Source organism: Kitasatospora sp. NPDC088779 (assembly GCF_040685395.1).
Lineage (GTDB): Bacteria > Actinomycetota > Actinomycetes > Streptomycetales > Streptomycetaceae > Kitasatospora.
Window position 1 is genome coordinate 43,020 of the sequence record NZ_JBFBHW010000003.1, and the last position, 21,371, is coordinate 64,390.

The window sequence follows — 21,371 nt, forward strand, 5'->3', positions numbered from 1 at the left end:
GCGGTCACGTGACTGTCATACGTGTGAGAGAGCCGGCCGGACGTCGCTCCATCCGTGCCTCCGGGGCGGGCGCTCTCCGCCGCCCCGTCCTCATCGCGGACCGGCCGTCGCCACCCCCTCGCGCCGGAGCGGACGCTGCCAGCCCGTCGCCCGTGCCGTCTCGGACGCGGCAGGGGCATGCTCCTCCAGCCTGTTCAGGGCGTCCCTGAGGGCGACCCACGTCGTGATGCCCGGCTTGGGGAAGATGCGGTACAGGTGGGCGCTGACGGTACGCGGGGATGCCGCCCGCCGGGGAAAGGGCGTTGGTCGCCTCAGGTCGCGAGGGGCAGGTCCAGGACCCGGCGCGCGGCGCGCTCGCCGGTGGCGAGCGCGGCGTTGGTGGTGCTGTAGGCGAAGTGGTCCCCGGCCAGTTGGACGGGGGAGGCCGGATCCAGGCTCGCGGTGAAGGCGGCGAGGTCCCGGTACCCGCCGGCCGGGCGGGCGAGGACCGCGTTCTCCCAGCGCTGGACGACGGCCATCTCCCGGTGGTCGTCGATGTGGGCGGCCAGACCCGGCATCACCTCGCCCACGGCCGCGCGGGCGTCGGCGATCACCGTGTCGTCGTCGAGGGCCATCCGGGCGGCGTTCCAGTGGTGCCGGAAGACCAGGGTGACCAGGCCCCGGCCGGCGGGGGCCCGGCCGGGGCCGAGGTTGTGCTCGTACAGCGCGACGCACAGGTCCGGGTGCTCCCGGCGCGGCACGGCGACGCCCAGGGCCGTCTCGGCGGGAGGCCGGCGCAGCCCGAAGGTGACGTGGACGTCGCTGGTGTACCGGACCCCGTCGAGGTAGCGGCGCTGGTCGTCGTCGAGGGTGGTGACGATCCGGGCCGCGACCGGGGCGGGCACGGCCACGACGCAGGCGCGGGCCCGCTCCGTCCGGACCTCGCCGTCCCGCTCCCACACCACCACGGCCCCGCCCCCGTTCCCGTCCCGGCGGACCTCGGTCACGTGGGCGCCCAGTTCGACACGGGTGCCCGGGGCGCGCATCACGGGGGTGTCGAGGAGGTGTCCGGGGAGGCTCCCGACGCCGCCGTCGAAGGTGAAGCTCGCGGCCCCGAACGTGCCCCACATGATGCAGAAGGCGCCGACGGCGGCGACCTCCTCGGCGGGTACGAGGAACTGGGTGCTGCACAGGGGCTCGATCAGGTAGTCCAGGAGCTCCCGGTCGAGCCTGCGCAGGGCGTGCTCCCGAGCGCTCTCCCCGTCGATCCCGGCGGCGCCGGACATGTCCTCCCAGCGCAGCCGGCGGCGGGCGGCCGCCAGGTCGCGCAGCAGGTTCAGCGCCTTGAACTTGGCGCGCCACCCGAGCAGTCCGGTCCGCAGGAGTCCCGAGGCCTGGACGAGTGAGAGCCGGTGCACCCGGCCCTCGCGCAGCACGCCCAGCTCGTCCGAACACGGGAGCATGCGCGTGGCGAGCCCCGCGTCCTCCAACAGTCGGATCATGGGCGCGTAATTCCGGGAAAGCCAGCTCGCGCCGCGGTCGACGCGATATCGGACGTCTCCGACCGGCACTTCGCGGGTGGACATCCGGCCTCCGACGTGGTCCTCCTTTTCGAACAGAGTGACGTCGCAACCGGCCTGGCGCAGCCGAAAAGCGGCGGCCGCTCCCGCGATTCCGGATCCGACCACGATCACGCGGTCCTCACGGTCCTTTTCGGCCATGTGGCGCCTCCTCGGACATCCCGGTTCCCCGGGTTTCTTTTCGCGTGGGCAGAAACACTCTGGGACGACGCGGAGTTGTCCGTCAACCCCACCGGACCTCCTGCGGCACGACCACCATGGCGCTCGTGCCAGCACCTTGACGCCCCGTTGACACCCGTGGACACCGGTGTTGAGATCGATGCGAATCGAGGGCGGCGGCGGTGCGCCGCCGTCACCGTCGCCGTGTTCACGGCCTCCCACGCCAGAAACCGCGAGAAACCGCGAGAAGCCACAAGAAGCCGCGAGAAGCGAAGCACGAAATCCGGTGCGCCGCACCGAACGGACTGGCGTGTCGCCAGGGGGCGGTACAACGGCACTGATCCAATCGGCGAGGAAAAGGAGGTACCGCATGCGGAAGGAACCGCCGACGGAACGCGAACTCCCGGCGTACGGGGACGAAGTCCTCGCCTTCGCCCACCCCGCGCAAATGGAACGTCTGAACGCCCTGGCCGATTTGTGCGATCCCGCGACGACCGGCGATCTGGCGCGTTGGGAATTACCGGCCGGGGCCCGTTGTCTGGAAATCGGGGCGGGGGCCGGGACCTTGGCCCTGTGGCTCGCCCGCCGTCACCCCGAGGGCGAGGTGACGGCCACCGACACGGACCTCCGCTTCCTCGCGGGCCCGCGCCACCCGGCCCTGCGGGTGCTGCGACACGACGTGCGCACCGAAGGGTTCCCGCCCGACACCTTCGACCTCATCGTCGCCCGCAGTGTCCTGTGCCACCTGCCCGATCGTGCCTCGTTGCCGGGGCGCATGGCGTCCTGGCTGAAGCCGGGCGGCCGCCTGTACATCGAGGACCCCTCGTTCTTCCCCTCCGCCTCCTCCCCCGATCCGGTCGTGCGGCGCCTCGGGGCCGCCGTCACCACCACCCTGGCCACGACGCTCGGCAGCGACGTGGCGGCCTGGGCCCGGTCGTTCCCCGCCCCGCTGCGGGGGCTGGGGCTCGGCGAGGTGGGGATGCGGGTCCACTGCCCGACGCTGACGGCGACCAACGCGGCGGGGCGGGCCTGGGCGCTCTCGATCGCCGATCTCCTGCCCGCGATGGCACGCTCCGGCGCCCTCGGGGAGGCGGAAGGCGCCGAGGCGCTGGCCCACCTGCGCCGCCCAGGGTTCGTCGACACGGCGCACGCGATGATCGCCATGTGGGGCGTTCGCCCGGCGCGACGCCAGCCGGAACGACAAATGGCGCGACAACCGAAGGCGGGGGCCGCATGACGATCGACGTGCTCAAGGGCTCCGCGATCCGGGACGTCCCGGCCCGCCACGGCGACCACGCCGGGACCGCCGACGCGCAGACCCTGCGGTGGGTGGAGGCCGCCGGCCTCTGCGAGACGTCGGCGGAGCTGCGCAACCTCGCGCGGATCCGTCCCGGGCTGTTGGCGGCGTGGTGCCATCCGCGGGCCGACCGGTCGGACAGCGCCCTGGTGGCGATGTGGATGGCCTGGCTGTTCCTCCTCGACGACCGGATCGACGAGGGCGACCTGGGGCGTGACGCCGATCGCCTGGAGGAACACCTGCACGAGCCGCTCGGCATCGTCTCGTACGGGTCGGTTCCCACCTCGCCCATGGGGCGGGCCCTCGCGGAGATCGTCGAGCGGGCCTCGGACGCCATGCCCGACGCCTGGGTCCTGAGGTTCCGTCGCCACGTGGCCGACTACCTGTCCGGCTGCGTCTGGCAGGCCGCCCACCGGCAGGCCGGCCACGTCCCGTACCCGGACGGGTTTCCCGCCTGGCGCCGGGCCTTCGGAGCGATCATGCCCTCGTTCGACCTCGTCGAGCGAACGGACGGCTGCTTCCTGCCCCCGTCCCTGTACTACTCCCGCCCCTTCCAGGAACTCCTCGTCGCGGCGGCGGACCTGGTGTGCTGGACCAACGACCTGATGACCGTGGACAAGGAGGCCGCCCAGGGCGACCCCCACAACCTGGTGCTCGTCACCGCCCACCACGGCGGCATGGACCGGCACGCCGCCGCCCTCCTCGTGACGGACGCCTTCGAGGACCGCCTGCGCGCCCACGCCCGGGCCCGCCGCGAACTCACCGGCCTCGCCCGCGCGCTCGCCACGCCACCCGCCCTCCGGCGGCAGGCCGACCACTGCGCCGAGGCGCTCCTCGACTGGGCCCGGGGCCACCTGGAATGGGGCCTGAGCACGCCCCGGTACCGCACCGGAACGACAACAACCGCGCCTGCGCCCACGGGAGAGGACCACCATGCCGACACCCCCTGACCCCACCGGCCGCCGCCCGGCCCGGGTGCCGGGCGGCGTCCCGCTCCTCGGGCACGCGATCCGGCTGGCCAGAGCGCCCCTGGCCTTCCTCGACGCCCAACGCCGCTACGGGGACGTGGTCGAGTTCCGCATCGGCCCCCGGCCCGCCTACCTCCTCAACCACCCCGACCTCGTCATGGCCCTGCTGACCGGACCCGGGGGACGCTTCGACCGCGGCGAGATCTTCACCAAGTCCCGTCCCCTGTTCGGAACCGGCATCGCCGTGGCCGACGGCACCCACCACCGGGACCGCCGCCGCGTCGTCCAACCCCTGCTGAGCGCCGCCCGCCTGCCCGGATACCTCGACACCATGGCCGAACTCGCCACCGCCCGGGCCGACTCGTGGCACCACGGCCAACGGATCGACCTCAACGCCGAGATGGCCGAACTGACCCTGAACGTGGTCGCCGCGACCCTCTTCGGCCGTCCGCTCCCCGCCGGCGCCGCCTCCGTCGTCCACCACGCCCTGCCGGTCGTCGTGGCCGGACTGGGCCGCAGGGCCTACGGGCCCGCCGCCGCGTTCCTCGACCGGCTGCCCGGCCCGGAGCGGCGCAGCTACCACACCGCCCTGAACGACCTCCACGGCGTCGTCGACGCCCTCATCGACGCGGACCCGCACAACGCCGCCCTGACGCACCTGTCGGTCGGCGCCGACCGGCGGCAGGTCCACGACGACGTGACCTCCCTGCTGGTCGGCGGCTCCCACACCAGCGGCGCGGCCGCCGCCTGGCTGTTCATCCTCCTCGCCCGCCACCCCGAGCTCCGCCGCCGGGTCCGCGAGGAGGTCCGCCGGGTCGTCGGCGACCGCCCCGTCGAGCCGGCGGACCTCCCCGCGCTCGTGCTCACCCACCGCGTCGTCCAGGAGACCCTCCGGCTCTACCCGCCGATCTGGCTGTTCCCCCGCCGTACGGGCAGTGCGGTGGAACTGGGTGGCCACCGACTCCCGCCCGGGGCCCAGATCTTCTACAGCCCCTACGCCCTGCACCGGGACCCGCGCTGGTACCGCAACCCGGGCGCGTTCGACCCCGACCGCTGGGACCCGCAACGGCACCCCGCTCCCCCGCGCGGCGCCTACCTGCCCTTCGCCGCCGGTGTGCACGGCTGCCCCGGCGGCGACTTCGCCCTGGCGGAGCTCACCCTCCTGACGGCGGCGGTCACGGCCGCCTGGCACGTGGACCCGGTCCCGGGCAGCCGCCCCCGCCCGATGGCGGCGGCCACCCTCGGCCCCGCGCCCCTCACCGCGACCGTGACCGCTCACTCCTGAACCCGCCCCTGAGCGGCTGGTCACCCGGCCGTCGACCTCCCCGCGCGGGCCCTCACGTCACCTCCGCCAGAACAGGTGGTGCGCCACCCCGCTCGGGCTGGGCACCACCTCCAGGTGGAACCGGTCCAGCAGCTCGTCGGGGGACTCCCAGAGCCGTAGCCCGGGGCCGAGTTCCACCGGCGACACCGCCACGTGCAGGGTGTCGACGAGGTCGGCGGCGAGGAACTGCCGGATGGTGCCGACCCCGCCACCGAGCCGGACGTCCTTGCCCTCCGCGGCCTCCCGCGCCCGGGCCAGGACCGTGGCCGGCTCGCCGTCGACGAAGTGGAACGTGGTGTCGGAGAGCGTGAACGACGGACGCTCGTGGTGGGTCATGACGAACACCGGGGTGTGGAACGGGGGTTCGTCACCCCACCAGCCGCGCCACTCGTCGTCCTGCCAGGGCCCGCGCTGGGGCCCGAACTTGTTGCGGCCCATGATCTCGGCACCGATGTTGCGCGCGAAGTCCCGCGTGAAGTAGTCGTCGAGGCCCCGGCTCCCCCCGGGAGCCGTCCGCATGGGCCAGCTCGCCGTGGCCCCGGCCCAGGCGAACAGCTTCTCGGGATGGTCATGGCCGAACGGCCGCTCGAAGCTCTGGTGCTCACCGGCACCGGCACCGACGCCGTCACTGGAGACGTTGAAGTTCATGACTCTGAGCAGTTGGTCCACGTGTTCCCTCGTCAGGTCTCGTCGTCGCGTCACCGTGCGGCGAGGCGCCGCACATCATGACGTCGCAGCGGACGCGGCCGAATCGACATCGGCCCGAAACTTCTTCTCGGGGTCCTGCTCATCACTCGGGGTTGGTGGGGGCGGTGGTGACGGCGACCGCGTTCGCTCCGACGATCACCAGCATGGCGAGCCAGGCCGCCGCGCCGAGGTGCTGGCCGAGCACGACGAGGCCGATCAGCGCGGCGAAGACCGGGTTGACGCTCATGAACACGCCGAAGAACTGCGTGGGCACCCGCCGCAGCGCCAGCAGATCGGCCAGGAAGGGCACGGCCGAGGACAGCACGCCGGCGGCCAGCGCGCAGGCCAGGGCGGCGGCGGTCGGGGGACGGAGCCACAGCACCACGATCCCGACGGGAAGGTAGAGCACCCCCGAGAGCGCGGCGGCGGCGGCCGAGCCCTCCAGCCCGGGCAGGCGGCGGCCGACGACACGGTTGAGCAGGATGTAGCCGGCCCAGCACACCGCCGCGAGCAGGGCCAGGGCGATGCCCGGGTAGTCGGTGGACGGCGAGGGCCGGGCCAGGACGACCACCGCGGCCGCGGCGGCCACCGCGCACAGGGCGTCGAGGCGCCGGCGCGAGCCGATCAGGGCCACCGCGAGCGGACCGAGGAACTCCAGGGTGACGGCCAGCCCGAGCCCGATGCGGTCGATGGCCGTGTAGAGGGACAGGTTCATCACGGCGAACACCACCGCGAGCCCGAGGACCGGACGCCACTGCGCCGCCGTGAACGACCGCGGCCGCGGCCTGCCGACCGCCCACAGCACCCCGGCGGCCACCCACTGACGGACGGCCACCACACCCGCGGGGCCGATCACCGGGAAGGCGAGCGCCGCCATCGAGGCTCCGGCCTGGTTGGACAGGCCGGAGCCCAGCATCAGCGCCACCCCGGCCAGGCGCCCGTCACCCCGGGCGGTAGCGGCGTCGTGAGAGCTCTTCAGCACCATGCCCTCCACAGTGGAGCCGACGTAGTCATACGCAAAATGCATTCACCGGCCCATTGATACGCTGGGCGTATGGATGAGCGACGACAAAGTCCCGCCGATCTGGAACTGAAGCACCTGCGCTGCCTGGTCGCCATCATCGACACCGGCAGCTTCACCGACGCCGGCCCCGAGCTGGGCATCTCCCAGGCCGCCGTCTCCCGCAACCTGCACGCCCTGGAACAGTTCCTCGGGGTGCGGCTGCTGCACCGCACCAGCCGCACGATCGCGCCCACGCCGGCCGGCGTGCGGGTCCTCGCCCGCGCCCGCGTCCTGCTCGCCGGCGCCGACGACCTGGTCGAGGAAGCGACCGCCGGCCACGCCCGGCTCCACCTCGGCCACGCCTGGTCCGCCTTCGGCCGCCACACCACCGACTTCCAGCGCCGCTGGCACGAGCGCCACCCCGAGGTCGAGCTGCGCCTCGTCCGCCACAACTCCCCCACCGGCGGGCTGGCCGAAGGCATGTGCGACCTCGCCGTCGTCCGCGCCCCGCTCGACCTGAAGCCCTGGTCACACGCCCTGATCGGCCACGAACACCGCATCGTCGCGCTCGCCTCCGACGACCCGTGGGCCCGCCGGCGCAGCATCCGCCTCGACGAGATCCCCGCCCGCACCCTCGCCATCGACCGCCGAACCGGCACCACCGCCCTGAACCTGTGGCCCGAGGAGCAGCGGCCCGCCGTCATCTACACCCACGACATCGACGACTGGCTCGCCGCCATCGCCACCAGCCGCTGCATCGGCGTCACCCCCCAGGCCACCGCCGCCCAGTACCGCCGCGACGGCATCGTCTACCGCCCCCTGCGCAACGCCGCCCCCGTCCCCGTCCACCTCATCTGGCGCCGCCAGGACCCCCACCCCGCGACCCACGCCGCAGTCGCCCTCGCCATCGACCTCTACCGCGAGAAACCCGACTCCCCGCCGCCCCCGCGAAAGTGACAGCGGCACCCCAGCAGGGCCGCCTCGCTCTCCCGGGCACACGAGATCCGTGACAGGGCTACGGCAGCGGGCCGAGGTCGCCTTCGATGACGGTCTCCGTGATCAGGGGGCGCTCCCAGAGGGTGAGGAGTTCGTTCGCGAGGGCCATGATCGGGCGCAGGTCGTGATCGCTCGGGGCCTCGATGGCGGCGGCCGACAGGCCGCGCGGGACGGCGCCGGCGTCGAGGAGGCAGCGCCAGTCCTCCGGGGTCAGCTCCAGGAACTCCAGTCCGGTCAGCCGGGCGACCTCCCGGGGGTCGGTGAGCGCCCCGGGGCCGGCGTAGAGGGTGCGGAGCCGGGGCAGCCCGACGAGAGGGTTCAGACTGACCGGTTCGCCGCGCCACCCTCCGAGGGTCAGGACCTCCAGGTCCACGGACGGGGCCGGCCTCGCCCCGGGCACCGGCTCGGGCAGGCGCCGCCACGGCTCGGGCACCGCGCCCTCGACCAGAGTGAGCGCGCCCGGGTGGGCGTTGCCGATGCCCGGGTCGACGGCCGGGCCGTGGTCGAACAGATGGAGCACCGCCTTCCCGCTCGGCGGGATCTCCGCGGCGAAGGCGACATCGCCGATCCCGGCCTCGGTGAGCGCGGCCCGGACGCGGTCGATCGCGTCGTGCGCCTCCTGGTTGTCGGACACCAGCATGGCTCGCCCGGCCTCCGGGAACCGCATCCTCACCGGCACGCTCCACCCCTGCCGTCCGATCAGCCCCGCCACCTCGCCGCCCGGCGCGGCGAGCGCCTGCACGTGGTCAGCCCGCAGGAGCCGCAGCAGGGGCTCCCAGGTCGCGAAGTCGTACAGCGAGGACGACGAGGGCCGCAAGGACGGCAAGGACGACGACGAGGACAACGAGGGCCTCCAGCAGGTCCGGTGATCACGGCAGTGGCGATTATGACGCCCGCCCCCGACAGTTCGGAGTGCTCCGGGAGGCCGATGCACCCGGGCCCTACCCGTGCTGCCCCAGTCCGTCGCGCAGCAGGGCGAAGGCCCGCTCGGCGGCGCGGACGGCCTCCGGGTAGTGGTCGTCGGCGGACGTGCCGTCGGCCAGGCGTTCCTGGTTCATGACCGCCAGTTCCCGCTGCACCACGATCACCTGGGTGGCCACGAGACGGGCGTCGAGCGGGTCGACGTCGGCCTCCAGCAGTGCCTCGGCCAGCTCGTCGCTGCCGCGTGCCGCGTAGCGGATGATCCGTGCCGCCAGGCTCTCGGTCTCGACGATCATGCGGAGGAAGGCCATCACCTCGGGGTCGTCGCACAGGCCGGTGTTCGGGTCGCGACGGGCCAGGGCGTCGAGCATGGCCGCGCGCAGCGCCTCCAGCGGCGGCTGGTCGGCCGGGCGGGCGCGCACCGTCCGGGCCGCTTCGCTCTCGTGGTCGGCGAACCGCTGGAGTACGAGGTCTTCTTTCGTCGGGAAGTACGCGAAGAGGGTCCGCCGGGAGACCTCCGCCGCCTCCGCGATCTCGGTGATCGAGACCTGGTCGAAGCCCCGGTCGAGGAAGAGGCGGATCGCCGTCGCCGCGATCGTCTCCCGGGTGCGTTCCTTCTTGCGTTCCCGCAGGCCCATCTGCTGATTCATGCACTCAGTCTACCTTGTGGTAGACTGAGTGCAGAATTGCACCCAGTTTCTTCTTTCGGGAGGTCATCGTGCGAACCGAGGTCATCGTGGTGGGGGCGGGCCCGACCGGGCTGATGCTGGCGTACGAGCTGACGCTGGCCGGAGTGCCGGCCGTCGTCGTCGAGAAGCAGCGCACCCACAGCACCCAGTCCCGGGCGGGCGGACTCCAGCCGCGCACCGCCGAGGTGCTCGACCTGCGCGGGCTGCTGGAGCCGCTGCTCGCGCGGGAGCCGTCCGACAACACCACCGGCGGGCACTTCGCCACCCTGCCGGTCGAGCTGGACTGCCGGCCCTGGCGCACCCGGTACCCCCACCCGGTCAACGTTCCGCAGATCCGGCTCGAGGCCCACCTCGAACGGCTCCTCGGCGAGCAGGGCGTGCCCGTGCTCCGCGGCCACGAGGTGACGGCGGTCGCGCAGGACGCGGAGGGGATCACGGTCACGTGGCACGCCGACGGCACCCCGGGCGGCGGTGACGCCCCCGACGGCGGTGAGGTCCGGGGCGACGGTGAGATCCGGGGCGACGGTGAGATCCGGGGCGACGGTGAGGTCCGGGGCGGCGACGGTGAGATCCGCGGCCGCTACCTCGTCGCGTGCGACGGCGGGCACAGCACGGTCCGCCGGCTGCTGGGCGTCCCGTTCCCCGGCCGGGAGCGCCGGATGTCCGCCGTGGCGGCCGACATCACCCTCGCCTCCCGGTCCGAGACGGTCCCCACCGAGCGCAAGCACTTCAGCCAGTACACCCGCGTGGCCGGCGGCTTCCACTCGATCCTGCACCCCATCGGCCCGGACCTGTACCGGATACTGTTCGGCAGGCTCTCCGGACAGGGCCCGGACCGCGAGACGCCGGTCTCGGCCGACGAGGTCCGCGAGGCGCTGCACGCCGTGTACGGCCCCGACACCGAACTGGGTGAACTGCGCGCCGCCTCCCGGTTCGGCGACGCCGTCCGCCAGGTCGAGCGCTACCGCGAGGGCCGGGTGTTCTTCGCCGGGGACGCGGCGCACATCCACATGCCGATCGGCGGCCAGGGCGTGAACCTGGGCCTCCAGGACGCGGTCAACCTGGGCTGGAAGCTCGCCGGCACGATCCGCGGCTGGGCGCCCGCCGGCCTGCTCGACAGCTACCACGAGGAGCGGCACCCCGTCGCCGCGCGCGTGCTGCGCCACACCCGGGCCCAGGCCGTGATCATGAATCCCGGCCGGGACGAGGAACTCGGCACGGTCCGCGAGCTCGTGACCGAGCTGCTGGGCCTGCCCGACACCAACCGGTACGTCTCGGGCATGATGTCCGGCCTGGACCTCCGGTACCCCGGCGTCGGCCCCCGGCTGATCGACCTGGACCTGACCACCGAGGACGGCCCGACCCGGGCGAGCCGGCTGATGCGCTCCGGCCGGGGCCTGCTGCTCTCCCTCGACGGCAGGCGGCGGTCGGTCGGCGACCGGTCCGACCGGGTCGAGCACGTCATGGCGAAGACCGACGAGGACGTGGACGGCGCCAGCGCCCTCCTGGTCCGCCCCGACGGCTACCTCGCCTGGACCGACACCGACGGCACCCCGCTCGACACGGCCCTCGCCCGCTGGTTCGGCTGAGGCCCCGGGCGGTTCGTCGGTGCGCCACGATCCACGGCGCGCCGACGGACCGCCCGTCGCGCTGTCGTCACCTGCCGCACGGGGCGTCCGCCGGTTCTGCGGAGCCCTCGCCCCGGGAGGAGCGCGGCTCGCTCTATCTGGAGCATCCGATCCAGATAGGCTACGGTGAAACCATGGCAAGGACCCGGGAGTTCGACACCGAGGCGGCGGTGAGCCGCGCCATGGAGCTGTTCTGGACGCGCGGCTACGAGGCGACCTCGGTGCGCGACCTGACCCAGCACCTGGGGATCGGGCAGGGGTCCCTGTACGCGGCGTTCGGCGACAAGGCCGGCCTGTACCGGGCCGCGCTGGACCACTACCGCGCCACCCTCGCGGCGGATGCCCTACGCAGCCTGGAGGAAGGGGCGGACGCCCGCTCGGCGATCCGCACGATGCTGATGGAGCGGGTCCACATCGCCGCCGAGCACGGCGGCCGGGGCTGCCTGGCGGTCAATGCCGCCTGCGAGCGCCTACCGGGGGACGCGTCGATCCGGCGCACCGTACGGGACATGCAGGATGTCAGCCGGGACGCGCTCGCCGAGGTGCTGCGGGTCGCGGCGGAACGGGGTGAGATCGCGGCGCGGCACGACCCGCAGAGCCTCGCCGCCTTCTTCGTCACCTTCCTCAACGGGCTGCTGGTCTCCTCGAAGATCACACCGGACCCCGAAGCCCTCGCACCCGTCGTGGAGGTCGCGCTGACCGCCCTCGACTGATTTTTTCATGTCCGCAATCTGTATCGCACGATCCAGATAAGGGCCGGGCCCCGCACCCGCGGAATCCGCCGCTCCATCCCTGCTCCATCGAAACGCTCCACCTCTGCTCCATCGAAACGCTCCATCGACACTTCGGAGGACCCGTGCCCATCGCACCCACCCCGAGTACGCCCGCCCTCGGCGGCAGCCGCTGGAACACCTTCCCCGCGGCCGGCACCGCCCTGACCGCCCGTGAGTTCTTCACGGCCACGGAGCCGCTGCTCCAGGGCGTCATCGATGACAACGCCCTCACCGCCGCCGACGGCGAGGTGCTGGAGGCCCAGATCCGCGCGACCCTCGCCCTCGGGAGCCGGGAGACCTCCCTGCCGCTGGCCGTCGGACCGGGCAGCGCCCCGGCCGCTCGCGAACTGGGCGCGCAGGCCGAGGAGATCGGCCATGAGCTCGCCTCCTGGGCCGCCGCGGCCCTGGAGCGCCTGCTCGCCGACCGGATCGCGCTGCCCGCCGGCCCGCTGGTCGTCCGCAGCCACTGCTACGGCCACCTGCTCACCCCTCCCGCGACCGACCTGCTCCTCGGCCGCCGTGGCGGACCCGTCACGATGCAGCTCTACAACGAGTGGCTGCACCAGGTCGTCCTGCTGCGCGATGCCCTGCTGCCCTTCACCAACTGGCAGGACGTCCCGCTGCTGATCACTCCGACCGGGCTGCGGCACATCGAACCGGCCCGGGACGCGTTCCTCACCGAACTCCTGGTCCGCCGGATCCGGCACGCCAGCATCGTGGCCTTCGCCCGCCACGCCGTCACCGGCACCTCCGGCAGCTCCGGCTCGTCCGGCACCCTCGGCGCCCCCAACCCCTCCGGCCCGGCCGGCTACGGCTTCGAGGCGAGCGGCGGCACCGTCCTGCCGGCCGTCCTCGACCAGCCGCCCCTGACCGCCCCCCGGTACCTGCTGACCTGGCGTCCCGACCCGGCCGCCGACGAAACCGTCACGCACGTCGCCGAGTTGCGGGACTACTACGCCGCGCCGCGCACCCTCGTCGAGCACCTGCCGCCCGCCACCGCCGCACCGGGTCCGCTCACCGGCCGCGTCGTCGCCGGGCCGGTCGCCGGCGGGGCCCGCACCGCCGCCATCGAGCTCACCCACGACGGCGCCACCGCCCGCGTCGACCTCGGCCAGGCCCTGCGTGGCCACCGCTTCGCCCACCGGCCGGACGGCGCCACGGGCGACGTGCCCGCCGACGCACCGGTCGCCGACCCGCCCGCCGCCGCGGACGTGTGGACGGCCCTGCGCGCATCGGGGCTGGTGTGGACGCAGGCGGGTGACGCCGTCCTGGACGCCACCGGCCAGGGCGACCTCGTCGTCCTGGCCCTGCTCGGCCGGCTCTACCCGGAGAACGTCACCCTGCACCCCGCCGACCGCCCCGTCACCCACCCCGCCGAGCGGGCAACCGCCTCCGGCAACGGCCCGAGCCGGCTGGTGGTCCGAATAGATCCGCCGCAGGCCGACTGACGCCCGCGCCACGAGAGGAAGCACCGCCCCTCGGTAACCGACGCCCGGCCACCGAGGGGCGGGTACGGGTCAGCCGGCCCGGTAGCGGGTGGCGAGTTCGGGGCTCTGCGCGCCGAACGCCGCCAGCTCGGCCCGGAAGACGGCATCGAGCAGGCTCGCGTCCTCGACACCGGGCGCGCAGACGACCTCGCCGAGTTGCAGGCCGCGCAGGGCCGCGGTGACGACGTCCTCGGCACTCATCCTGGGTACGGCGCTGAGATCGAGGCCCTGGCGCTCGTGGAACTCGGTGGCCACCACCCCCGGACAGACGACCTCGACCTGGACGCCGGTGCCTTCGAGCTCGGCGGACAGGGTCTGGCTCATCGCGACCAGGTGGGCCAGGGCACCGGCGTAGACGGCGCGGCGGGGCAGCTGGGACTGCGGGGCGGGTCCGCTGAAGGCGATCATGCCGGCCACGTTGATGATCGCGCCCCGGCCGCGTTCCTGCATGCCCGCGACGGCGGCACGGGTGAGCAGGGTGGGGGCGAGAACCTTGACGTCGACCAGTTCGCGGGCCAGATCCGCAGGCAGGTCGGCGAGCGGCATGTAGTGGGCGACTCCCGCGTTGTTGACCAGCAGTGTCAGCGGTTCGGCCGCGCAGATCCGCGCCACGGTGTCGATGCCCTCGCCGGTGGAGAGGTCGGCGGCCACGGATCGCACCTCGACCCCGGTGTGGGCGGCGGCGAACTCCTCCAGCCGCTCCCGGCGCCGGCCGACCAGCACCAGGTCGTAGCCGTCGCCGGCCAGCCGCTCGGCGAATGCCCTGCCGATTCCGGAGGTGGCGCCGGTGACGAGTGCGAGGTTGCTCATGGGCGTCGTTCCCTGTCGGTAGTCGGCCGAGGCGGCCGGAGTGCGGGTCTCGCGGCGTCACGAGGGTGCTGTCCGTGGCTGATCGATCGTCAGTGGGTCGGGGGCCCGTACCGGGTGGCTACTGCGGTGATCGCGATGAGGACGGTCGCCGTGACCGCGATCGTGGCCCAGGCGGGGAGCAGCGGTCCTGCGGGGAGGACTGCGGACACCAGGTCGAAGAAGAGCTCGAACCAGCTCGCCCGGTACCCGTGTCCGGCCGGGGCCGGCATCCCGGTGGAGTCGTTCACCGCTCCAGGGTGGTGATCGTGCCCCGGCCACGGGGTGCGGCACGCCGTGGCCGGGGCGAGACCCCACCGGTCAGCCGTGTGACCCCGCGGTCACCACGGTCACCACGGGATGGAGCCCTCCTCCTCGAAGAACCCTCCGGTGGGGCCGTCGGGGGCGATGGTGGCCATCCGGACGATGATCTTGGCGCACTGCTCGGCCGACACGGTGCCGCGGGGGTTGAAATCGGTGGCGGCGGCCCCCGGGTGGACGGCGTTGATCCGCATGTCCGGGAAGGCGTTGGCGTACTGGACGGTGATCATGTTGACCGCGCTCTTGGACGAGCAGTAGGCCACCATCGGGAAGGTCGCCTCAAGGCCGGCGGGGTCACTGCACCGGGTGAGGGAGCCGCCGCTGCTGCTGACGTTCACGATGACGGGCTGGTCGGCGGCCTCCAGCAGCGGCAGGAAGGCGTGGGTGACGCGGACGAGGCCGAAGACGTTGGTGGCGTAGACGGTCTCCATGTCGTCGGCGGTGATCTCGGCAGGCGGGTTCCACCTGCCCGGGACGCCGGCGTTGTTGACCAGGACGTCGAGCCGGCCGGCCTCCTCGCGGATCAGCCGCGCGGCGGCCTGGACGGACTCCTCGCTGGTGACGTCGAGCTGCACCGCGCGGGCGCCGATCCGCTCGGCGGTTTCCCGGCCCCGTTCCAGGTCGCGCGCACCGAGGTAGACGGTGTGTCCGGCCCCGGCCAGCTGGCGGGCGGCCTCCAGGCCGATCCCGCGGGCGGCTCCGGTGATGAGTGTGGTCGTCATGGCGTGCTGTGAAGGCGTCGGGCCCTCGTGATCCGGGGCTCCTCGCGCCTTCACCTCCTTTCCGGGTGGGTGGGACCGCACGGTCGCGCCGTGCGCGTTCCTACGGTGTGCTCAGGGCTGTGAGCCGTTGCCTGCTCTCCTCGTCGGCGGCGGGCATGACCGCGAGGAACTGGTCGCGTTCCTGGGCGACGGTGAGGACCTGCCAGTCCAGCCGGACCTCGCCGACGACCGGGTGCAGGATGCGCTTGCTCCCGAAGCTCCTGCCGGAGACCCGGTACGTGGTCCACCAGTGCTGGAAGTCGGAGTCCCCGGCGCTCAGCTCGGCGACCAGTTCGGCGAGCCTGGGGTCGCTGGGGTAGCGGCCGGCGTCCATCCGCAGGTAGGCGACGCACTCACCCGCCGACAGGTCCCAGTCCGGCACGCGCTCGCGCGTCCGCGGGTCGAGGAACGTCAGCCACAGGTAGTTGCGGTGCTCCTCGGGGACCGCGGCGAAGTCGAGCAGCAGCTCGGCCGCGAGGTCGTTCCAGGCCAGGATGTCCATGAACCGGCCCAGGACCACGGCGGGCGTGGTCCGCAGATCGGCCAGTACGGCCAGCACCGCGGCGGGCACGACCTGGTGCTGTGAACGCCGCTGTCTGCGGGCCGGGGCCAGGTCGGCCAGCTGGCGCAGGTAGTCACGCTGGTCGTCGTCCAGCAGCAGGGCGCGGGCCAGCGCGTCCAGGACACTGCCGGACGGTGCGGGCAGCCGGCCCTGTTCGAGGCGGGTGTAGTAGTCCACGCTGATCCCGGCCCGCCCGGCCACCTCCTCCCGGCGCAGCCCGGCCACCTTGCGCGACCGTTCGTACGCGGGAAGTCCGGCCTGTCGGGGGGAGACCTCCGCGCGCCGGGCACGCAGGAACGTGGCGAACTCCCGGCGCTTGTCGTTGTCCGTACTCACACCGGCCACTGTGCCAGGGCGCCGCGCGAGCTGGGAGGACATGTTTTTCCCTGGAAGAACGTGTCCTCCCGGCCCCGGCCCGCGGCAGCGACCATGGGTGGAACGGCCTGCGGCAGGACGGTTTCAGGCGCGACGGACGCCCCCACGCCTGCCGGGGTGGCCAGCGGGTCCACCAGCGGCCCGGAGTGCGGTCAGGGCATGGGAACGGCTTCCAGGCAGGGGTGGATGGTTCCGTACTCGGCCGGCGCGGCGAGGACTTCCGCGATGGTGCCCCGGATCTGGACGCGGAACAGGCCGGTGGCGTCCTCGTAGACGGGCTCGCGCGCGGGGCCCAGTTGGTCGGTGAGGTGCACGATGACGGTGTGCGCTGCGGCGTGGGCGCCGGGCGCGCCGGGCAGGGCGATGGCGTAGCGGCGGACGGGGTCCATGGTTCTCGGCTTGCGGTGGTGCGGGGTGGCCCGCGAGCGGTCAGGGGTCTGCGTTCTCGGTGTGCGGGGGGCCGGCGGGGCGTTCGGTGGCGGCGGGGGTGAAGAGGCCGGTCGTCTCGGTGATCGCGAGCAGGCGCTCGACCTGGGTGCTGGCCGCGGTGATCGCGAGGGTGCGGTCGGTACGGTGCGCGGTGCTGCGCAGGCCCAGCAGGAGGTTGAGGCCGGAGCTGTCGCAGAAGGGGACGCCGGACAGGTCGACGTCGAGCCCGGTGCCGCTGGCCTGCAACGCGCGTCCGAGGGTCTCGTCCAGGCCGCCGGCGACGTCGAGGTCGATCTCGCCGTGGACCGTCGCACGGACCCGGTCCCCTTCGACGGCGAGCCGGACCAGCAGGCCCTCGGCGACGTGCAGGTCTGTGGGCACGCTCCCATTGACCGGGGGCGGCGCGGGGGGTGGAGGAGTCGGGGTCGGGGCAGCGGAACGCGCCACGGGCGGCTTACCGCGCATGGTCTCTTCTCCTGCCTGTGAGCCGTGGGACGACATCTCCAGCGTCTGCCGAATCCCTTCTCACGTCAACCGATACGTGAACGGAAATTCGTCAATGGCAATGCGTGCAATCGGGTTCGGCCATGCGTGTCATCGGCGCGCCCTCGGCGTGCCCTCGGCGTGCCCTCGGCGTGCCCTCGGGTTCCTACGAGAGACCGAGCACGCCGTGCCGGCCGAGGGGCGGGTGGGCGGGCGGAGCGGTCAGCGCAGCAGGACGGCCAGCAGTTCCGCCAGCGTCGGGCCGCTGTCGGCGGGGTGGCGCAGCTGCTTGCCGTCGAGGACGCGGTAGACGTTGGAGCGTCCGACGCGGTGGTGGCTGAGATAGCCCGCCGCTTCGAGGTCGGCGATGATCCGCTGGACCGCTCGTTCGGTCAGCAGGCAGCTGGTCGCTATGTCGCGCACCCTGATGCCCGGGTCCCGGGCGATCTGCACCAGGACGCGCGCGTGATTGGTCAGGAACGTCCACTGGCGCCCGATTGCCGGCTGTTCTTCCACGCCCTCAGGATAGGACGGTCGCGTTGGCTGAGACATGAGAGGAATTCGCGTGCTCCTTCCCGCTTTTCGTGGTCGCGGCGTCGCACCGTCGTCAGCCCTCGATCGCGTTGGCGATGCGGTGGAGCACGCCGCCACTGGACGGGCGGCGCGGCGCGGTCTCGCGCATGGCCTGCATCCGCTCGCCGATCTCCTGGAGTTCCTTGCGGCCGAATGCGGCCCGGACCATCGGGAACCAGGAGCCTTCCTCCTGCTCGATGTGCCGGTCGACCGCGTCGATCAGGACGGCGGTCTTGGCGTCGTAGCCCTCGTCGCCGGGGCTCATCCGGCTCAGCTCCTCACAGAGCAGGTCGGCGACGTGGTGTTCCTGCCGGGCGCGGTCCATGTCCTCGGCGAGGCCGGGAACCTCCTGACGGATCCTGGGGTAGACCAGTTCGTCCTCCAGGTAGGTGTGGACGGTGAGCGCCTCCACGATCCGCTCGACCGTCTCGTGCCGCGCGTCGCCCCCACCGTCTCCGTCCCCGTCCCCGGCGGCGAGTTCCCGGTACTGGCGGAACAGGCGGCGGACTTCCTTGTGGTCCTCCCTCAACAGGACGATGGCATCGTTCGACATTGCTCGTCTCCTCACTCAGAGGCTTCCCCTCCCGACCCAGGCGTGTCCCCCGAGGCTCCTTCGTCAAACACCGCACTGAAACACCGCACTGAAACACCGCGCGCCTCTGCCCAGCACCGCTGACCTCCTGCTGCGGCACCGACGGCCGCTCGCGCGCGGTTTGCCGGGCCACCCACCGGGCAGCCGCCCCGCCGACACGAGCCGGGGGCCGCCGGCCCGGCCGCCCCGCGCCGTTCCCAGGACGGAGATCGCGACATGCCCATCAACCCCGAAACCCCCCAGCCCGAGCCGCCCGCCGACCCCGGACCCGGACCCGACGCCAAGAACGCCACGGACGCCACCGACGCCAAGGACGCCGCACTCGACGCCTTCCGCGCCCCCGACCCGGACGGCCCGCTCACCACCGACCAGGGTGTGCGCGTCGACGACACCGACAACTCGCTCCTCGTCGGCGACCGCGGCCCCACCCTGCTGGAGGACTTCCACCTCCGCGAGAAGCTCACCCACTTCGACCACGAGCGCATCCCCGAACGCGTGGTGCACGCCCGCGGCGCCGGCGCCTACGGCTTCTTCGAACCGTACGAGTCGCTCGCCGGGTTCACCTGCGCCGACTTCCTCCAGGAGGCCGGGCGCCGCACCCCGGTGTTCGTGCGCTTCTCGACCGTGCAGGGCCCGCGCGGCTCCGCCGACACCGTACGGGACGTCCGCGGCTTCGCCACCAAGTTCTACACCCGGCACGGGAATTACGACCTGGTGGGCAACAACATGCCGGTGTTCTTCATCCAGGACGCCGTCAAGTTCCCGGACTTCGTCCACGCGGTGAAGCCCGAACCGCAGAACGAGATCCCCACCGGCGCCTCCGCGCACGACACCTTCTGGGACTTCTGCTCGCTCCAGCCCGAGTCCACCCACATGCTGATGTGGGTGATGTCCGACCGGGCCATCCCGCGCAGCTACCGGATGATGCAGGGCTTCGGTGTGCACACCTTCCGCCTGGTGAACCGGGACGGGCGCGGCACGTTCGTCAAGTTCCACTGGCGGCCGCGGCTCGGCGTCTGCTCCCAGGTGTGGGACGAGGCCCAGATCACCGCCGGGCGGGATCCGGACTTCCACCGCCGGGACCTGTGGGAGGCGATCGCGGCGGGGGACTTCCCCGAATGGGAGCTCGGTGTCCAACTGGTCACGGCGAAGGACGAGTTCGCCTTCCCCTTCGACCTGCTGGATCCCACGAAGCTGATCCCGGAGGAACTGGTGCCGGTGCGCCCGGTGGGGCGGATGGTCCTCGACCGCAACCCGCAGAACTTCTTCGCCGAGACCGAGCAGGTGGCCTTCCACACCGCCAACGTCGTGCCCGGGATCGACTTCACCAACGACCCGCTGCTCCAGGGCCGCAACTTCTCCTACCTGGACACCCAGCTGATCCGCCTGGGCGGCCCCAACTTCGGCCAACTGCCCGTCAACCGCCCGCTGGCCGACGTGCGGACCAACCACCGCGACGGCTACGGCCAGCAGGTCGTCCACCCGGGGACGAGTTACGCACCGAACTCGGTGGGCGGCGGCTGCCCGTTCACCATGGGCGGCGGCCACCTTCCGGAAGGGGTGTTCCAGCACTACCAGGAACGGGTCAACGGCAGGGCGATCCGGCGGCGCAGCCCCAGCTTCGCCGACCACTACAGCCAGGCCGCGCTGTTCTGGCGCAGCATGGCGGGCTGGGAGCAGCGGCACATCACCGCCGCGTTCGCGTTCGAGCTCGGCAAGGTGGGCGACGAGGAGGTACGGCGCCGGATGGTCGGCAACCTGGTGCGCGTGGACCCCGACCTGGCGGCGGAGGTCGCCCGGCGCATCGGCGTGCCCGAGCCGCAGCCGGCGCCCGAGGACCGGGCGGCGGCGAAGGGCGGCGAGGCGGCGGGCTCCCGGGTCTCCCCGGCGCTCAGCCTGGAGAATCTGCGCGGCAGCGGCATCCGTACCCGCAAGGTCGCCGTGCTGACCGCGCCCGGGGTCGACGGAGGCCAGGTACGGGCCGCGCACGAGCGGCTGGGTGCGCAGGGCGCCGTCGTGGAGACGCTGGCCGCGCACGGCGGTCACGTGGCCGCCCGTGGCGGTGCCCCTCTGCCGGTGGACCGCCCGCTGCCCACCACCGCCTCGGTGCTGTACGACGCGGTGGTGGTTCCGGACGGCGCCGGGCCCGCGCTGGCCGCCGATCCGGACGCCGTCCGCTTCCTCGCCGAGGCGCTGCGCCACGGCAAGCCGGCGGCGCTGCTCGGCTCCGGCGTCGAACTGGCCCGGGCGGGCGGTTACGACGCGCCCGGGGGCCTGGCCGGCGTCACGCTCCACGACCCGCGGGAGCCGGCGGATCCGGCCCTGTGGGACGGCTTCGCCCGGCTGGTCGAGCAGCACCGCTTCCCGGAGCGCTGACGCCGCAGCGGCGCCACGGACGTGCGGCGGCCCAGGCCGTTCGGGCCGGGGCCGCCGCCAGGGGGTGACAGGGGGGCGTGGACGGGGGCGGGGCTCAGCCGGGGGTGATCCGGCCGCGCCAGGCTCCCCCCTCCCGGCCCTGGTCCTCGATGAAGTCCTTGAAGCGCCGGAGGTCCCCCTTGACCCTGCGGTCGACCATGCCCAGCATGTCGCCGGTCTTCTCGGCCATCCCTTCCGGCTGGAAGTCGATGGCCAGGTTGACCCGGGTGTGCCGGTCGTCCAGTTCCTGGAAGGTGACGACGCCCTTCTGCTTCACGTCGCCGTCCGTCGTGCGCCAGGCGATCCGCTCGTCGGGCAGCTGGTCGATGATCTCGGTGTCGAACTCGCGGGTGACACCGCCGATGCTGGTCCGCCAGTGGTTGTGGCGCTCGTCCAGCTGGGTCACCGCGTCGACGCCCTCCATGAAGCGCGGGAACTCCTCGAACTGGGTCCACTGGTTGTACGCGGCGTGCAGCGGCACGTCGACGTCGACCGTCTTCTTCACCATGCTCATCTGGGGCCT

The 21,371-nt window shown here is 73.1% G+C and carries 23 protein-coding genes; 9 read left to right on the top strand and 14 right to left on the bottom strand.

Going from position 1 to position 21,371, the window contains the following annotated elements:
• Nucleotides 1–311: 311 nt before the first annotated feature.
• Nucleotides 312–1,700 carry an NAD(P)/FAD-dependent oxidoreductase gene (locus tag AB0P03_RS03160; RefSeq protein ID WP_363627665.1) on the bottom strand — a complete coding sequence of 463 codons (1,389 nt, stop codon included), beginning with the start codon at nt 1,698–1,700 and terminating at the stop codon, nt 312–314.
• A gap of 388 nt (nt 1,701–2,088) precedes the next feature.
• Here AB0P03_RS03160 and AB0P03_RS03165 point away from each other — a divergent pair, with 388 nt between their 5' ends.
• Genes AB0P03_RS03165 through AB0P03_RS03175 form a run of 3 tightly spaced genes read left to right on the top strand, consistent with a single transcriptional unit; the run spans nt 2,089 to nt 5,268 of the window.
• The gene (locus AB0P03_RS03165) at nt 2,089–2,955 is read left to right on the top strand and encodes a methyltransferase domain-containing protein (RefSeq protein ID WP_363586926.1); all 867 of its coding nucleotides are present in this window, start codon (nt 2,089–2,091) and stop codon (nt 2,953–2,955) included.
• On the top strand, nt 2,952–3,965 hold the full coding sequence (locus AB0P03_RS03170) for a terpene synthase family protein (RefSeq protein WP_363627666.1): 1,014 nt from the start codon (nt 2,952–2,954) through the stop codon (nt 3,963–3,965). Before AB0P03_RS03165 ends, AB0P03_RS03170 begins: the two co-directional genes overlap by 4 nt.
• Nucleotides 3,949–5,268 (top strand): cytochrome P450, encoded by a 1,320-nt coding sequence (locus AB0P03_RS03175; protein ID WP_363627667.1) that lies wholly within the window; start codon nt 3,949–3,951, stop codon nt 5,266–5,268. The genes AB0P03_RS03170 and AB0P03_RS03175 overlap by 17 nt, the downstream gene beginning before the upstream one ends.
• A 57-nt stretch (nt 5,269–5,325) precedes the next feature.
• Here AB0P03_RS03175 and AB0P03_RS03180 read toward each other — a convergent pair whose 3' ends face one another.
• The gene (locus AB0P03_RS03180) at nt 5,326–5,976 is read right to left on the bottom strand and encodes a dihydrofolate reductase family protein (RefSeq protein ID WP_363627668.1); all 651 of its coding nucleotides are present in this window, start codon (nt 5,974–5,976) and stop codon (nt 5,326–5,328) included.
• A gap of 121 nt (nt 5,977–6,097) precedes the next feature.
• Nucleotides 6,098–6,910 carry an EamA family transporter gene (locus tag AB0P03_RS03185; RefSeq protein ID WP_363586946.1) on the bottom strand — a complete coding sequence of 271 codons (813 nt, stop codon included), beginning with the start codon at nt 6,908–6,910 and terminating at the stop codon, nt 6,098–6,100.
• 138 nt (nt 6,911–7,048) lie between these two features.
• On the opposite strand from AB0P03_RS03185, the gene AB0P03_RS03190 reads away from it, so the two are divergent.
• Nucleotides 7,049–7,954, top strand: a complete 906-nt coding sequence (locus tag AB0P03_RS03190) for a LysR family transcriptional regulator (RefSeq protein ID WP_363627669.1) — start codon at nt 7,049–7,051, stop codon at nt 7,952–7,954.
• Nucleotides 7,955–8,012: 58 nt separating this feature from the next.
• Here AB0P03_RS03190 and AB0P03_RS03195 read toward each other — a convergent pair whose 3' ends face one another.
• Entirely contained in the window at nt 8,013–8,660 is a 648-nt protein-coding gene (locus tag AB0P03_RS03195; RefSeq protein ID WP_363586947.1) for a hypothetical protein, read from the bottom strand.
• Between AB0P03_RS03195 and AB0P03_RS03200 the strand changes: the two genes are divergently transcribed.
• Nucleotides 8,632–8,862 carry a hypothetical protein gene (locus tag AB0P03_RS03200; RefSeq protein ID WP_363627670.1) on the top strand — a complete coding sequence of 77 codons (231 nt, stop codon included), beginning with the start codon at nt 8,632–8,634 and terminating at the stop codon, nt 8,860–8,862. The genes AB0P03_RS03195 and AB0P03_RS03200 overlap by 29 nt on opposite strands.
• A 72-nt stretch (nt 8,863–8,934) precedes the next feature.
• On the opposite strand, the gene AB0P03_RS03205 is transcribed toward AB0P03_RS03200, so the two are convergent.
• Complete coding sequence (locus AB0P03_RS03205) at nt 8,935–9,564, bottom strand: TetR family transcriptional regulator (RefSeq protein ID WP_363627671.1); 630 nt, start codon at nt 9,562–9,564, stop codon at nt 8,935–8,937.
• A gap of 68 nt (nt 9,565–9,632) precedes the next feature.
• On the opposite strand from AB0P03_RS03205, the gene AB0P03_RS03210 reads away from it, so the two are divergent.
• The 3 genes from AB0P03_RS03210 (at nt 9,633) to AB0P03_RS03220 (ending at nt 13,452) form a co-directional block, all read left to right on the top strand.
• Nucleotides 9,633–11,192, top strand: a complete 1,560-nt coding sequence (locus tag AB0P03_RS03210; RefSeq protein ID WP_363627672.1) for an FAD-dependent monooxygenase — start codon at nt 9,633–9,635, stop codon at nt 11,190–11,192.
• A gap of 173 nt (nt 11,193–11,365) precedes the next feature.
• On the top strand, nt 11,366–11,944 hold the full coding sequence (locus tag AB0P03_RS03215) for a TetR family transcriptional regulator (RefSeq protein WP_363627673.1): 579 nt from the start codon (nt 11,366–11,368) through the stop codon (nt 11,942–11,944).
• 143 nt (nt 11,945–12,087) lie between these two features.
• Nucleotides 12,088–13,452 (top strand): hypothetical protein, encoded by a 1,365-nt coding sequence (locus AB0P03_RS03220; RefSeq protein WP_363627674.1) that lies wholly within the window; start codon nt 12,088–12,090, stop codon nt 13,450–13,452.
• Nucleotides 13,453–13,521: 69 nt separating this feature from the next.
• Here the strand turns inward: AB0P03_RS03220 and AB0P03_RS03225 are convergent, their stop codons facing one another.
• The 8 genes from AB0P03_RS03225 to AB0P03_RS03260 all read right to left on the bottom strand — a co-directional run bounded on the left by AB0P03_RS03225 (nt 13,522) and on the right by AB0P03_RS03260 (nt 18,394).
• Nucleotides 13,522–14,301, bottom strand: a complete 780-nt coding sequence (locus tag AB0P03_RS03225) for an SDR family NAD(P)-dependent oxidoreductase (RefSeq protein ID WP_363586935.1) — start codon at nt 14,299–14,301, stop codon at nt 13,522–13,524.
• 89 nt (nt 14,302–14,390) lie between these two features.
• A complete protein-coding gene (locus tag AB0P03_RS03230) occupies nt 14,391–14,588 on the bottom strand; it encodes a hypothetical protein (protein WP_363586936.1) in 198 nt (65 codons plus the stop codon).
• A 99-nt stretch (nt 14,589–14,687) separates the two neighbouring features.
• Nucleotides 14,688–15,380: an SDR family NAD(P)-dependent oxidoreductase gene (locus tag AB0P03_RS03235; protein WP_363627675.1), complete on the bottom strand. Its 693-nt coding sequence runs from the start codon at nt 15,378–15,380 to the stop codon at nt 14,688–14,690.
• A gap of 100 nt (nt 15,381–15,480) precedes the next feature.
• Complete coding sequence (locus AB0P03_RS03240; RefSeq protein ID WP_363627676.1) at nt 15,481–16,317, bottom strand: helix-turn-helix transcriptional regulator; 837 nt, start codon at nt 16,315–16,317, stop codon at nt 15,481–15,483.
• A 191-nt stretch (nt 16,318–16,508) separates the two neighbouring features.
• Nucleotides 16,509–16,745, bottom strand: coding sequence for a DUF6296 family protein (locus tag AB0P03_RS03245; RefSeq protein ID WP_363586939.1), 237 nt, complete (start codon nt 16,743–16,745; stop codon nt 16,509–16,511).
• 40 nt (nt 16,746–16,785) lie between these two features.
• Nucleotides 16,786–17,166 (bottom strand): STAS domain-containing protein, encoded by a 381-nt coding sequence (locus AB0P03_RS03250; RefSeq protein WP_363625632.1) that lies wholly within the window; start codon nt 17,164–17,166, stop codon nt 16,786–16,788.
• Nucleotides 17,167–17,490: 324 nt separating this feature from the next.
• Nucleotides 17,491–17,820: a helix-turn-helix domain-containing protein gene (locus tag AB0P03_RS03255; protein WP_363586941.1), complete on the bottom strand. Its 330-nt coding sequence runs from the start codon at nt 17,818–17,820 to the stop codon at nt 17,491–17,493.
• Between the two features lie 55 nt (nt 17,821–17,875).
• Entirely contained in the window at nt 17,876–18,394 is a 519-nt protein-coding gene (locus AB0P03_RS03260) for a hemerythrin domain-containing protein (RefSeq protein WP_363586942.1), read from the bottom strand.
• Nucleotides 18,395–18,649: 255 nt separating this feature from the next.
• On the opposite strand from AB0P03_RS03260, the gene AB0P03_RS03265 reads away from it, so the two are divergent.
• Nucleotides 18,650–20,809 (top strand): catalase, encoded by a 2,160-nt coding sequence (locus tag AB0P03_RS03265; RefSeq protein ID WP_363627677.1) that lies wholly within the window; start codon nt 18,650–18,652, stop codon nt 20,807–20,809.
• A gap of 94 nt (nt 20,810–20,903) precedes the next feature.
• Here AB0P03_RS03265 and AB0P03_RS03270 read toward each other — a convergent pair whose 3' ends face one another.
• Nucleotides 20,904–21,362 (bottom strand): SRPBCC family protein, encoded by a 459-nt coding sequence (locus tag AB0P03_RS03270; protein ID WP_363625638.1) that lies wholly within the window; start codon nt 21,360–21,362, stop codon nt 20,904–20,906.
• Nucleotides 21,363–21,371 lie beyond the last annotated feature (9 nt).

Coding starts and splice junctions, on each gene's coding strand:
- AB0P03_RS03160 (WP_363627665.1), bottom strand. CDS start 1,700: ATGGCCGAAAAGGACCGTGAGGACCGCGTGATCGTGGTCGGATCCGGA.
- AB0P03_RS03165 (WP_363586926.1), top strand. CDS start 2,089: ATGCGGAAGGAACCGCCGACGGAACGCGAACTCCCGGCGTACGGGGAC.
- AB0P03_RS03170 (WP_363627666.1), top strand. CDS start 2,952: ATGACGATCGACGTGCTCAAGGGCTCCGCGATCCGGGACGTCCCGGCC.
- AB0P03_RS03175 (WP_363627667.1), top strand. CDS start 3,949: ATGCCGACACCCCCTGACCCCACCGGCCGCCGCCCGGCCCGGGTGCCG.
- AB0P03_RS03185 (WP_363586946.1), bottom strand. CDS start 6,910: ATGCTGGGCTCCGGCCTGTCCAACCAGGCCGGAGCCTCGATGGCGGCG.
- AB0P03_RS03190 (WP_363627669.1), top strand. CDS start 7,049: ATGGATGAGCGACGACAAAGTCCCGCCGATCTGGAACTGAAGCACCTG.
- AB0P03_RS03200 (WP_363627670.1), top strand. CDS start 8,632: ATGGCTCGCCCGGCCTCCGGGAACCGCATCCTCACCGGCACGCTCCAC.
- AB0P03_RS03195 (WP_363586947.1), bottom strand. CDS start 8,660: ATGCGGTTCCCGGAGGCCGGGCGAGCCATGCTGGTGTCCGACAACCAG.
- AB0P03_RS03205 (WP_363627671.1), bottom strand. CDS start 9,564: ATGAATCAGCAGATGGGCCTGCGGGAACGCAAGAAGGAACGCACCCGG.
- AB0P03_RS03215 (WP_363627673.1), top strand. CDS start 11,366: ATGGCAAGGACCCGGGAGTTCGACACCGAGGCGGCGGTGAGCCGCGCC.
- AB0P03_RS03225 (WP_363586935.1), bottom strand. CDS start 14,301: ATGAGCAACCTCGCACTCGTCACCGGCGCCACCTCCGGAATCGGCAGG.
- AB0P03_RS03235 (WP_363627675.1), bottom strand. CDS start 15,380: ATGACGACCACACTCATCACCGGAGCCGCCCGCGGGATCGGCCTGGAG.
- AB0P03_RS03245 (WP_363586939.1), bottom strand. CDS start 16,745: ATGGACCCCGTCCGCCGCTACGCCATCGCCCTGCCCGGCGCGCCCGGC.
- AB0P03_RS03255 (WP_363586941.1), bottom strand. CDS start 17,820: ATGTCTCAGCCAACGCGACCGTCCTATCCTGAGGGCGTGGAAGAACAG.
- AB0P03_RS03260 (WP_363586942.1), bottom strand. CDS start 18,394: ATGTCGAACGATGCCATCGTCCTGTTGAGGGAGGACCACAAGGAAGTC.
- AB0P03_RS03265 (WP_363627677.1), top strand. CDS start 18,650: ATGCCCATCAACCCCGAAACCCCCCAGCCCGAGCCGCCCGCCGACCCC.
- AB0P03_RS03270 (WP_363625638.1), bottom strand. CDS start 21,362: ATGAGCATGGTGAAGAAGACGGTCGACGTCGACGTGCCGCTGCACGCC.